This is a genomic window from Endozoicomonas montiporae CL-33 (genome assembly GCF_001583435.1).
Classification (GTDB): domain Bacteria; phylum Pseudomonadota; class Gammaproteobacteria; order Pseudomonadales; family Endozoicomonadaceae; genus Endozoicomonas_A; species Endozoicomonas_A montiporae.
Window position 1 is genome coordinate 4,040,733 of the sequence record NZ_CP013251.1, and the last position, 12,242, is coordinate 4,052,974.

Below are 12,242 nucleotides of genomic sequence, written 5' to 3' on the forward strand. Positions count from 1 at the left end.
GTACTTTGAAAATCTGTAGTCGTTAATATTCAGCCTCTACAAGATAGGTACGATTGTTTTAATTTGATGCGTAAACCCTGTTCCCAGAACTAATGCAGTTTCCTGATATTTGCTTTTTTGATAAATAGCAGAAATCAGGAAAATGTCAGGTTAGGTGGTGAATGACGGACACAACTAATACCAATTCCGCTTTCTAAATATGACCATGAGCAAACCATTCTGGGTCGCGGGACAATACCCTGAAGGGCATAAAGCGAAAAGACGAGTAATAGCGAGCTACTTGTGCCCTTTGGTTATTGCGAGGAACTCCAACGCAGCTCCCGTGATTCAGAATGGCTGCGCAATTCATGTTTAGAAAGGGGGAATTGGTATAACTACTCATAAAATCTAGCACCGAAGATACGTTTTAATTTTTATAGAGACGGCCTGCCAAATATTATGAAAAGTCCATCCATAACTATTCTTTATTTTACGTATAAACTGCGTTGTTCTTTATCTGTTTTTTTTCTAACCGTCTGCGTTTTTTCTTTTTCCACTTACAGTGCCAGTGATGGCGATACCCCCCCGGGCACAACCTATTCCCCAAAAAACACAACCACCCACCTGCCCTCCCTTGGAAAAAGGGCAGAAAAACCATCAACAACAGTGCAAATTGCATCGTCTCCTTTATTGGCGGCATCACGTCCTTCAGCCGCCGCTCTAAAGTCTACAGCGGTTGCAGCAATCACTCCAACGGCTACTTCAACAGCTTTCGTTAGCGCCACCACAGCCCTCCTGAATCCCTGTGACAGGTTGAGGGATGATGAAAAAGCCCGAAATATCTGTAACCACTTTTTCAAAACCCCCGGAGCTTCAGTTAATCCTGAAGAGTTTTCCCATGCATTTGTTGTTAGCTCCAGCCATGTTGATTACAGACCAGACAAACAGCTTGCTTCATCACGGATTGTATCTTCACAAACAACAGCAGCCACACCATCACCCGGTGCAACGTCATCAACGGTAAAAGCTGCCCCGTCGACCCATGTATCTCCTGACGTTTCCGTTGGCAGCATTACGCCAGCCCGGTTACCGGTCTCTGTCACCGCATCGGTCAGTCCGGCACTCGCGAAAACAAAACCATGTAATGATATCCGGACGCACACAACCGCATTTGCTGCCTGCAAGGCATTTCTCGAAAACAAAACAGCCTCTGCTGGTCACACTTTTTCCACGGCCGTGGTGGTCAACAATGCAAAGGAACTGGACGACGCAGTGACAGGAAAATTCCTGTCAGGCAGTGCAAAAACCAGCAAACTGATTGTCTTGAAAAGTGGCACCTATCAACTGACCCGCACACTGTATATTAGGGACAAAATAGCCCTGGTCGGAACCGTTGAAGACGGTGAATATCCGGTCATTGAAATTGATGCTGGCAACTTCAAATCGAACAAAAACTCTCTGGCTCACCTCTACCATGATTCAACGGTAGTTGAATCCGGCTTCTACAGTCATCACATTCACTGGAACACCACCAATCACAAGGGCACAACCTTACAACTGTTCATGGGAGCCATTGACAGCCAATCTTATGAGGGGGAGCTTCGGATTTATGAAAACAAATTCTCGGAAGCAAGACCCGGTTTGACGAGTCACTATATCCTGCTATTGAATGCTATTGGTGGTGCGGTTATAGAAAACAACCGGTTTGATACCGGTTATTTAACATATACTCCTGTTTTGGTTACTTGTTTAAGTGATATCTGCGAAACAGCAAAACCAGGACTTGAAGTTCTCGATAACCATTTCCACAGCAACATTCCTATCACAAATAACCAACTGCGTTCAAAGTATTCAATTGTCGTCAGAGGTTACATGCGCTTCGGGATCATTGGTAACCGGCAGGAAACCAAAGAGGCTGCAGGCAATATCTATATCACAGACCATAAAAATGAAAAAAACATAGATGGCTATGTACTCAACAACATTGCCCATAAAAACGCACCGGAGCTTCAGCGCAGAATTCTCTTTCGGTCCTTCCACTCTCCCGAAGAATCCGTGAAGATCACCGGAAAGCTTCATGTTGCAGGAAATGACTACTACACACTTAAAGAATATGGACTTTCCTCCAACCATGTTGATTACAGAGCAGGCAAACAGCTTGCTTCAGCATCGGCGGCACTGGCACGTTTTACACCCTCTGTTACACCTTCCCCGCCTGTTTTGGCTACAGCCACAGTCAATAGCTGCGGCACTCCCATGCCAAGTCGAATCGGAAAGATGCGGTCATCACCCCCCATTATCAGCAGTCCGTGTGACCAGCTGACCTGTTCTGAAGCACAAGTTTGTCAGAAGCTTACGGATGACCTTCAGAAGCTGGAAATACAAACAACGTTCTCTGAAGCGGTTATGGTTAAAAACAGTCAGGAACTGATTAACGAAATAACCACGACTTCAGAGTCCGGCAAGGTTATCCTGCTTCACGCAGGCAGTTATGCACTGGACGAACCACTCCATATTCTTAAGACCGTGGCGCTGGTCGGCATTGGGAATGCGGTGGTTAAACCTTCGGCCAATTATCCTGCCGAAGCAGGTGCACTGGTTCTCCTTGATGATGCCGGTACAGGTCATGGTTTCTTCACCAGAGACATGACCTGGGATATCTCGGCGTTTGGAGATTCACAGGGCGATCCTCTCAGCACTGCAGTCAAGGCCGTCAACTATGAAGGCAAACTCCTGATGAGTGGTAATGATTTTCAATATCACGCAAACAGGGAGAACGAAAAAGCACCTTACCATTATATCGAGGTCCAGAACTCATCAGGCGATGTACTGATCAGTGGCAATAATTTCTTTTCAGGAGGACTGCAGAGAGCCCCCATTTATGCCAGCTGTCAGGGCTGCCGGACCGACGACCAGACTATTGGTATTTTCAGTAACCACTTTACAGACTCAAATGATGGCGAGTCTGCACTGACTGCCATTGATGTCCGTCACTACAAAACCCTGAACGTTCATGGCAATGTTCAGGACACAGAGTCTGCTTCGGCTGGCATCAATATAGAGCTGCCAAACCATACAGACGCTATCAATGCCATTATCAAAGACAACATTGCTATTGGTACATCCGATGAAACCAGACGAACGATTGATCTGACAGTTGCCAGACTCGCAAATGAAGCTGCCCGCATCGATGGCACTGTGGAGGTATCCAATAACCGCTGCTTCTCCGTTAACCACAATGGAATACCGTCACATGTTCTTGGGCTGATACAGGGTAGCTGCCCGATTTCACCGGCTGCCCGGGCTCATATAGGAGAACAATCATCCAGTGGCATCAGTGCTGGTGAAGGCGTTGGCTATACGGTGGCTGCTGCTTTTGGTACTTACACAATACTTCTTCTGTCAAGCGGAGCATACAGCAGGTTCTCACTGCCCGGTCACGAGTATGTTTACAATAAAATATTCCTGAGGCTGGCAGGGCCTGTCCTGTGGCTGTACTCAAACACTTTTGGTTCTAAAGGCCACAAGCCAAAAAACAACCAAGAAGAAAATGAATTAAAATTTCTTGATAGACCCGTCGCCACTGAAAATGATTGTTTTTTTTAGATGGTTGATTTTTAGATGGTTTTTCTTCATGGTACGACCATGCCGAAAATCACCCTCGCTCTCAAGCAAAAGTCAGCTCTGGAGTCACGCCATAAAAAAGTGCGTGATGCCCGTGAGTGTGACCGCATTAAAGCCGTTTTGCTGAGCTCTGAAGGGTGGTCAATCAAATTTATTGCACAAGCGCTGAGGTTAAGTGAGCACAGCATCAGTCGCCACTTGGATGACTATCTCAAGCAAGAGAAGTTGAAGCCGGAAAATGGCGGCAGTGAAGGTTATTTGTCCGATGTGCAAACCCAATTGCTTGTTGAACATCTCACAGAATTCACCTATGCCCATACCCACCAGCCCCCTGTGTCAGCATAGTTGTCGCCTACGTTTCTGACAGATGGGGCATCAAGTATACCGTTTCAGGGCTTAACAAATGGTTGCACCAACAGGGGTTCTCATATAAGAAACCCAAAGGTGTTCCTCATAAGGCAGAATAACGACCATCGACATGAAACCCGGTGCAATCAAGGTTTAGCGCATCGCACGGTAATTTGAGGTGTTTTACCACCTTGATAGCCAGCTCGGAATAGACTTTACTGACATCCTGTTCAAAGAGTTCGTCCAGTGTTCTTCCCAGAACTTTGTCGTTCATGTGCTCTGGTTTAATGCCTTCCCGTATCAGTTTATCGAGAGGCTTATTGGCGAAGAAGTTGCACATACCGGCTACCAGACCGAAAGTGTCTATGTTCTGAATCTGAGTGCGATACTGAATAGGGGCATAATGCAGTTTCCTGATATTTGCTTTTTTGATAAACAGCAGAAATCAGGAAAATGTCAGCTTAGGTGGTGAATGACCGATACAACTAACTACTCATACAATCTGGCACCGAAGATACGTTTTAATTTTTATAGAGACGGCCTGCCAAATATTATGAAAAGTTCATCCAGAACTATTTGTTATTTTACGTATAAACTGCGTTGTTCTTTATCTATTTTTTTTCTAACCGTCTGCGTTTTTTCTTTTTCCACTTACAGTGCCAGTGATGGCGATACCCCGGGCACAACCTCTTCCCCAAAAAACACAACCACCCACCTGCCCTCCCTTGGAAACAGGGCAGAAAAACCATCAACAACAGTGCAAATTGCATCGTCTCCTTCATTGGCGGTATCACGTCCTTCAGCCGCCGTTCTAAAGTCCACAGCGGTTTCAGCAATCACTCCAACGGCTTCTTCAACAGCTTTCGTTAGCGCCCCCCCCACAGCCCTCCTGAATCCCTGTGACAGGTTGAGGGATGATGAAAAAGCCCGAAATGTCTGTAACCACTTTTTCAAAACCCCTGGAGCTTCAGTTAATCCTGAAGAGTTTTCCCATGCATTTGTTGTTAGCTCCAGCCATGTTGATTACAGACCAGACAAAACACCATCACCCGGTGCAACGTCATCAACGGTAAAAGCTACCCCATCGACCCATGTATCTCCTGACGTTTCCGTTGGCAGCATTACGCCAGCCCGGTTACTGGTCTCTGTAACCGCATCGGTCAGTCCGGCACCCGCGAAAGCAAAACCATGTAATGATATCCGGGCGCACACAACTGCATTTGCAGCCTGTAAGGCATTTCTCGAAAACAAAAAAGCCTCTGGGCCTGCTTCGGATAAGCCTAAGTTTTCACACGCCATTCTGGTTAACAATTCGACGGAGTTGATCGACGCCGTCAATAAAACGACCGGCGATGATGGCAGAGCCATTCGTGGCCGCATTGTTCTATTGAACCCGGGCACCTATGAGCTGTCAAAAGCTCTGTCCGCCACTCACCGGACTGCAATGATTGGCCTAAAAGATGAAGACGACAGACTGCCTGTTATAAAGCCAGCAGGCGACTCAGCTGGCAGCCGTAATAAGTTGTATTCACTGCTTATCCTGAACACCATATCGAACCCTCGGGATACCGGTTTTTACAGCTGGAACCTGGAGTGGGCAGGCAGCGATCACTACTATTTTGACGCCATTGTTTACGCAAAGGGTTATAACGGAGACATACGGATTTACCAGAACCGCTTTAGCAATAAGTATTTCAGTTGGTTCAGTTATACTACTTCTCTGTTGGGTAACGCCGGTCATAAGTACTACTTTGGCTACAATACTTGTGATGATACATCATCATTAAATGGCATTTTGAGTTCCAGTGCCATAAAAAGTCAGGCAGAAATTGAGATTGAATCGAATGAATTTAAAGCCTCTGCTGTTGAAGGTGCACTTGAAAGATATTTGTATTCAAACGCTATCTACCTTGGTGGTTATCAACGCCTGAAAATCAACGACAATATTCAGAAAGACAAGTACGCTCTGGGTAACATAAAAATTAAATTTTTCAATAACCAACAAATCATAAATGCTTCCATACAAGGTAACAAAGCGCATAAGGACATGCCGAGAAAAGGCAGAACCATTAAGCTGGAACTTGACAAGAGTTCTTTTGAAGATGATGGCAACTTATCGGGCTATGTAAGCGTAACCAAAAACGACTACTATGAGCTTGAGATTCTGGAGTTAGCCGATAAAAATTATCGCTATACCCCCGGCCTGAAAGTGAGTGCTTCAGCATCGGCGGCACTGGCACGTTTTACACCCTCTGTTACACCTTCCCCGCCTGTTTTGGCTACAGCCACAGTCAATAGCTGCGGCACTCCCATGCCAAGTCGAATCGGAAAGATGCGGTCATCACCCCCCATTATCAGCAGTCCGTGTGACCAGCTGACCTGTTCTGAAGCACAAGTTTGTCAGAAGCTTACGGATGACCTTCAGAAGCTGGAAATACAAACAACGTTCTCTGAAGCGGTTATGGTTAAAAACAGTCAGGAACTGATTAACGAAATAACCACGACTTCAGAGTCCGGCAAGGTTATCCTGCTTCACGCAGGCAGTTATGCACTGGACGAACCACTCCATATTCTTAAGACCGTGGCGCTGGTCGGCATTGGGAATGCGGTGGTTAAACCTTCGGCCAATTATCCTGCCGAAGCAGGTGCACTGGTTCTCCTTGATGATGCCGGTACAGGTCATGGTTTCTTCACCAGAGACATGACCTGGGATATCTCGGCGTTTGGAGATTCACAGGGCGATCCTCTCAGCACTGCAGTCAAGGCCGTCAACTATGAAGGCAAACTCCTGATGAGTGGTAATGATTTTCAATATCACGCAAACAGGGAGAACGAAAAAGCACCTTACCATTATATCGAGGTCCAGAACTCATCAGGCGATGTACTGATCAGTGGCAATAATTTCTTTTCAGGAGGACTGCAGAGAGCCCCCATTTATGCCAGCTGTCAGGGCTGCCGGACCGACGACCAGACTATTGGTATTTTCAGTAACCACTTTACAGACTCAAATGATGGCGAGTCTGCACTGACTGCCATTGATGTCCGTCACTACAAAACCCTGAACGTTCATGGCAATGTTCAGGACACAGAGTCTGCTTCGGCTGGCATCAATATAGAGCTGCCAAACCATACAGACGCTATCAATGCCATTATCAAAGACAACATTGCTATTGGTACATCCGATGAAACCAGACGAACGATTGATCTGACAGTTGCCAGACTCGCAAATGAAGCTGCCCGCATCGATGGCACTGTGGAGGTATCCAATAACCGCTGCTTCTCCGTTAACCACAATGGAATACCGTCACATGTTCTTGGGCTGATACAGGGTAGCTGCCCGATTTCACCGGCTGCCCGGGCTCATATAGGAGAACAATCATCCAGTGGCATCAGTGCTGGTGAAGGCGTTGGCTATACGGTGGCTGCTGCTTTTGGTACTTACACAATACTTCTTCTGTCAAGCGGAGCATACAGCAGGTTCTCACTGCCCGGTCACGAGTATGTTTACAATAAAATATTCCTGAGGCTGGCAGGGCCTGTCCTGTGGCTGTACTCAAACACTTTTGGTTCTAAAGGCCACAAGCCAAAAAACAACCAAGAAGAAAATGAATTAAAATTTCTTGGTAGTAAAACTGGAAACGAGGTATATACAAGTGACAAAGGTGAAGCGGGTGACAGCGCTTTTTTAACCAGATAAGAGAGCAATCTTTAATAAAGGCATTCTCTATAGAAACGCCCCTGTACAGTCTTTTGCGTAACTGCTCAAAATCAGTAGGCAACAGCCATTGCCAGATTGCCTGAAGCACTGACTACGAGTTGTCGTAACCGGGGTATAATACCAATTCCGTCTTCTAAACATGAATTGCGCAGCCATTCCAAACCGCTGGTTCTGCGTCAGAACTCCTCGCAATAGCCAGCTATTACTCGTCGTTCTTCCTTGCCCAGCGATTTGGATTGGCTTGCTCATGGTCATATTTAGAAAACGGAATTGGTATAAGATTGGTAGGTATCAGCTTATCCAGCGGCCTGCCTGCGTGATACCAGCTTGCGACAGGTTCAGCCTGAGAATATGGGAGGTTTGATATGAACTGAAATAATTCGTTGAAATCCAGTGGGTTCGACTCCCACCCGGTAAAGACTAACCATCAGCCGGAAGCGAGTCTTGCATAGCCAGTGGTAACGCTGGTTGTGAAGCGTAAACAGCAGGTACTAAAGCCGCGGGATTGAGTCTCGAAATCATGTGACCGTTGAGGACTTCATTTTGTTGGTTGTGGTCAGCACTGCCAACCCGACTTGGTGAGGGTATGGCAGCTCGGCTGGGCTCTGAGGCCGGGGCAAAGGTACAGGACGGATTTCTCAGGAACCTGTGAGACCCAGTGTTGACCAGTGTAAATTCACCATTGGTTCTCTGGTTGATCAGAACCCGGTTGTCTGGCTTAGCTTCAAGCCGGACAAAGCAAATCCGAAGCAAGGCACTGGAGCCCGGAAGCGAATCCATAAGTGACCGGGTAGTAGGTACTGGAAGTCTTAGTGTCCCATAGTACTGATGACAACGGGGAACTCCGCTCGGGAGGACCCGGACGAGGAAAGGGGGCACCATGGTTATTGACCCGTTTGCGGGAAACACAAGAGGTGCATCGGAACCTTATGTTTGTGTCACTCGATGATGCAGTTTTACCTAAGGAATCGTCTAAAAATAACTTCCCGATTTGCTGCAATCATCAGCCAGTAATGGCTTGAGGTAAGCGATAGTGAAATACGGAACTTATTTTCAGACAAATCCTTACATAAAAAGACGACCTCAACCCTGCCCTGACTGAATCATAAATTTCAGGCATAAAAAAAACCAGTCACGATGGACTGGTTTGTTTATATATTGGAGCGGGAAACGAGACTCGAACTCGCGACCCCAACCTTGGCAAGGTTGTGCTCTACCAACTGAGCTATTCCCGCTTGAAGTTTTTGAGAGCTTCAACTCTGAAAAATGGCATCCCGTAGGGGACTCGAACCCCTGTTACTGCCGTGAAAGGGCAGTGTCCTAGGCCACTAGACGAACGGGACACATTTCATAACCAAGCAGTCGCCTGATTTTTGAAATTTGGTGGAGCCTAGCGGGATCGAACCGCTGACCTCAACACTGCCAGTGTTGCGCTCTCCCAGCTGAGCTAAGGCCCCAAATCTTGTTACTGCATTATGCTGCTTTCTCATTTAAAATCAAGTAGTTATTGATTATCTTTGGAAGCAGCGCTGACAGCGAACGAGGCAAAATAATAGGGATTTGCTGCCTTACTGTCAACCGCTAGTTGCTTTTTACAGCCATGGAATGACTCCCCCAGGTTTTGAGAAAATATAAATAATTACCCCGCAATTTATCTCTTAACTCATTACCCTCAGGGTCTCGATAGACAAACCAGGCCCGCTCAAGCACCTTAACATCAACAGGTGTACGAAAATCGGGGGATTCATCTGTAATAACATCGACAATCCTTTCTGCAACCTCTTTTGAAGAAGCCCCTTTCTCCAACCGATCCAACATCATATTCCGTAAACGTTCAGTTTTCGCACCGGCAGTATCACCCTGCACACTCACTGAACCGCTCACAGCGTTTCTGCCAATATTGGTATTCGTTGCTCCCGGCTCAAAGACCACCACTTTGACACCATAATCCTCAAGGTAGGCCGACTGACCCAGAGATAAGGTTTCAATAGCAGACCTTGTCGCTGAGTAAGACTCCATCAACCCTCTCGGTTCAAAAGCCTGCGAGCTACTCATGTTCACCACCAGACCCGATTTCTGCTGGCGCATATAAGGCAAAACAGCGCGTGTCGCTCTCGCATAACCAACCACATTGACATTCAGCATATCCAGCAACTGGTCAGGATCGACACTCTCCACTGAACCCAACACCATGTAAGCGGCATTATTGACCAACACATCTATCTTTGACTCCCGGTCACCAATCGCTTTCATGGCAACATTGACAGACTCCGTACTCGCCGGATCCATTCTCACCAGCGAATAGCCTTTATAGTCACCAACCAGATCAGCCTGCCGTGTCGTGCCATAAACTTTATAAGCCTTATCCGCTGCCAGCACTTCCACCAGACTCTTCCCAATACCGGAAGAAGCTCCAGTGACGACAACCACTTTTACTGAATCATCGGCGCTCAGCAGACTTGCCAACAACAGCAAGCCTGACAGCCAAAAACGTACCATCATTATTTTTTCTCATTTGTAATTTTGATTAAGAAAATAGCAGCGATTGAGGGGGTTGGCAGGGATATAGGGGAGTCGTACACTCAAAAACGCAAAAAGCCCGGCGCGTAAGCACCGGGCTTTTCTGAATATGGCATCCCGTAGGGGACTCGAACCCCTGTTACTGCCGTGAAAGGGCAGTGTCCTAGGCCACTAGACGAACGGGACACAATTTCTTGCGCCTTTATGCTTTGGTATCGCATAAAGCCTGTATTTGGAGCGGGAAACGAGACTCGAACTCGCGACCCCAACCTTGGCAAGGTTGTGCTCTACCAACTGAGCTATTCCCGCAGTGAAGATCTTTTAAGACTTCTTCGAAGTCTGGGAAACGAGACTCACTCTTTAAACCGGAGGCGACCCCAACCTTGGCAAGGTTGTGCTCTACCAACTGAGCTATTCCCGTCTGAAGTTTTTAAAGACTTACTTCATGTCTTGAAAATGGCATCCCGTAGGGGACTCGAACCCCTGTTACTGCCGTGAAAGGGCAGTGTCCTAGGCCACTAGACGAACGGGACACAATTTCTTGCGCCTTTATGCTTTGGTATCGCATAAAGCCTGTATTTGGAGCGGGAAACGAGACTCGAACTCGCGACCCCAACCTTGGCAAGGTTGTGCTCTACCAACTGAGCTATTCCCGCAGTGAAGATTTTTTAAGACTTCTTCGAAGTCTGGGAAACGAGACTCACTCTTTAAACCGGAGGCGACCCCAACCTTGGCAAGGTTGTGCTCTACCAACTGAGCTATTCCCGCAGTGAAGATTTTTTAAGACTTCTTCGAAGTCTGGGAAACGAGACTCACTCTTTAAACCGGAGGCGACCCCAACCTTGGCAAGGTTGTGTTCTACCAACTGAGCTATTCCCGCAGTGAAGATTTTTTAAGACTTCTTCGAAGTCTGGGAAACGAGACTCACTCTTTAAACCGGAGGCGACCCCAACCTTGGCAAGGTTGTGCTCTACCAACTGAGCTATTCCCGCAGTGAAGATTTTTTAAGACTTCTTCGAAGTCTGGGAAACGAGACTCACTCTTTAACCCGGAGGCGACCCCAACCTTGCCAAGGTTGTGCTCTACCAACTGAGCTATTCCCGCAGTGAAGTTTTTGAGAGCTTCAACTCTGAAAATGGCATCCCGTAGGGGACTCGAACCCCTGTTACTGCCGTGAAAGGGCAGTGTCCTAGGCCACTAGACGAACGGGACACATCCTGTGCCTTTATGCTCATGCATAAAGCCTAATTTGGAGCGGGAAACGAGACTCGAACTCGCGACCCCAACCTTGGCAAGGTTGTGCTCTACCAACTGAGCTATTCCCGCAGTGAAGATCTTTTAAGACTTCTTCGAAGTCTGGGAAACGAGACTCACTCTCTAACCCGGAGGCGACCCCAGCCTTGGCAAGGTTGTGCTCTACCAACTGAGCTATTCCCGCTTGAAGTTTTTGAGAGCTTCAACTCTGAAAAATGGCATCCCGTAGGGGACTCGAACCCCTGTTACTGCCGTGAAAGGGCAGTGTCCTAGGCCACTAGACGAACGGGACACAATTTCCTGTGTCTTTATGCTTGTGCATAAAGCCTATTTATTTGGAGCGGGAAACGAGACTCGCTCTTGCTATAAAGAGACGACCCCAACCTTGTTAAGATTGTGTTCACACCCAAATTTTAAACTGGAGCGGGAAACGAGACTCGAACTCGCGACCCCAACCTTGGCAAGGTTGTGCTCTACCAACTGAGCTATTCCCGCAGTGAAGATTTTTTAAGACTTCTTCGAAGTCTGGGAAACGAGACTCACTCTTTAACCCGGAGGCGACCCCAACCTTGGCAAGGTTGCGCTCTAACAACTGAGCCATTCCCGCTTGAAGTTTTTTTAAAGACTTACTTCATGTCTTGAAAATGGCATCCCGTAGGGGACTCGAACCCCTGTTACTGCCGTGAAAGGGCAGTGTCCTAGGCCACTAGACGAACGGGACACAATTCTGTGTCTTTATGCTTGTGCATAAAGCCTATTTGTTTGGAGCGGGAAACGAGACTCGCTCTTGCTATAAAGA

The 12,242-nt window shown here is 47.2% G+C and carries 4 protein-coding genes, 18 tRNA genes and 2 pseudogenes; 3 read left to right on the plus strand and 21 right to left on the minus strand.

All coding sequences use genetic code 11. The features are described 5' to 3' along the window. The first annotated feature begins 645 nt into the window (after positions 1-645). Together EZMO1_RS18470 and EZMO1_RS18475 are read left to right on the plus strand one after the other, a co-directional pair. Complete coding sequence (locus EZMO1_RS18470) at positions 646-3,585, plus strand: hypothetical protein (protein WP_222842142.1); 2,940 nt, start codon at positions 646-648, stop codon at positions 3,583-3,585. 39 nt (positions 3,586-3,624) lie between these two features. Then, positions 3,625-4,061 (plus strand): annotated as a pseudogene (locus EZMO1_RS18475) (helix-turn-helix domain-containing protein); the annotation flags it as partial. Here EZMO1_RS18475 and EZMO1_RS18480 read toward each other — a convergent pair. Further along, positions 4,061-4,327, minus strand: a pseudogene (locus tag EZMO1_RS18480) (DUF4277 domain-containing protein); the annotation flags it as partial. The pseudogenes EZMO1_RS18475 and EZMO1_RS18480 overlap by 1 nt on opposite strands. A gap of 275 nt (positions 4,328-4,602) precedes the next feature. Further along, positions 4,603-4,833: a hypothetical protein gene (locus EZMO1_RS18485; protein ID WP_034876416.1), complete on the minus strand. Its 231-nt coding sequence runs from the start codon at positions 4,831-4,833 to the stop codon at positions 4,603-4,605. 25 nt (positions 4,834-4,858) lie between these two features. On the opposite strand from EZMO1_RS18485, the gene EZMO1_RS18490 reads away from it, so the two are divergent. Next, positions 4,859-7,648: a hypothetical protein gene (locus EZMO1_RS18490; protein ID WP_034876414.1), complete on the plus strand. Its 2,790-nt coding sequence runs from the start codon at positions 4,859-4,861 to the stop codon at positions 7,646-7,648. Between the two features lie 1,180 nt (positions 7,649-8,828). On the opposite strand, the gene EZMO1_RS18500 is transcribed toward EZMO1_RS18490, so the two are convergent. The 19 genes from EZMO1_RS18500 to EZMO1_RS18595 form a co-directional block, all read right to left on the minus strand. After that, a tRNA-Gly gene (locus EZMO1_RS18500) sits at positions 8,829-8,904 on the minus strand. A 32-nt stretch (positions 8,905-8,936) separates the two neighbouring features. Continuing rightward, positions 8,937-9,012, minus strand: a tRNA-Glu gene (locus EZMO1_RS18505). A gap of 38 nt (positions 9,013-9,050) precedes the next feature. Then, a tRNA-Ala gene (locus EZMO1_RS18510) sits at positions 9,051-9,126 on the minus strand. 124 nt (positions 9,127-9,250) lie between these two features. After that, positions 9,251-10,171 (minus strand): SDR family NAD(P)-dependent oxidoreductase, encoded by a 921-nt coding sequence (locus tag EZMO1_RS18515; RefSeq protein ID WP_051790008.1) that lies wholly within the window; start codon positions 10,169-10,171, stop codon positions 9,251-9,253. A gap of 128 nt (positions 10,172-10,299) precedes the next feature. Next, positions 10,300-10,375, minus strand: a tRNA-Glu gene (locus EZMO1_RS18520). A 47-nt stretch (positions 10,376-10,422) separates the two neighbouring features. Continuing rightward, a tRNA-Gly gene (locus tag EZMO1_RS18525) sits at positions 10,423-10,498 on the minus strand. Between the two features lie 148 nt (positions 10,499-10,646). Further along, positions 10,647-10,722: transfer RNA gene (locus EZMO1_RS18535), tRNA-Glu, on the minus strand. Positions 10,723-10,769: 47 nt separating this feature from the next. Beyond that, positions 10,770-10,845: transfer RNA gene (locus EZMO1_RS18540), tRNA-Gly, on the minus strand. A gap of 31 nt (positions 10,846-10,876) precedes the next feature. After that, positions 10,877-10,955 (minus strand) — tRNA-Gly (locus EZMO1_RS18545). Between the two features lie 33 nt (positions 10,956-10,988). Continuing rightward, a tRNA-Gly gene (locus tag EZMO1_RS18550) sits at positions 10,989-11,067 on the minus strand. 33 nt (positions 11,068-11,100) lie between these two features. After that, a tRNA-Gly gene (locus EZMO1_RS18555) sits at positions 11,101-11,179 on the minus strand. Between the two features lie 33 nt (positions 11,180-11,212). Further along, positions 11,213-11,291, minus strand: a tRNA-Ala gene (locus EZMO1_RS18560). Positions 11,292-11,325: 34 nt separating this feature from the next. After that, positions 11,326-11,401: transfer RNA gene (locus tag EZMO1_RS18565), tRNA-Glu, on the minus strand. A gap of 38 nt (positions 11,402-11,439) precedes the next feature. After that, positions 11,440-11,515, minus strand: a tRNA-Gly gene (locus tag EZMO1_RS18570). Positions 11,516-11,546: 31 nt separating this feature from the next. Further along, positions 11,547-11,625, minus strand: a tRNA-Gly gene (locus EZMO1_RS18575). 34 nt (positions 11,626-11,659) lie between these two features. After that, positions 11,660-11,735, minus strand: a tRNA-Glu gene (locus EZMO1_RS18580). Positions 11,736-11,862: 127 nt separating this feature from the next. Continuing rightward, positions 11,863-11,938 (minus strand) — tRNA-Gly (locus EZMO1_RS18585). 31 nt (positions 11,939-11,969) lie between these two features. Continuing rightward, positions 11,970-12,048: transfer RNA gene (locus EZMO1_RS18590), tRNA-Gly, on the minus strand. Positions 12,049-12,088: 40 nt separating this feature from the next. Next, positions 12,089-12,164: transfer RNA gene (locus tag EZMO1_RS18595), tRNA-Glu, on the minus strand. Positions 12,165-12,242 lie beyond the last annotated feature (78 nt).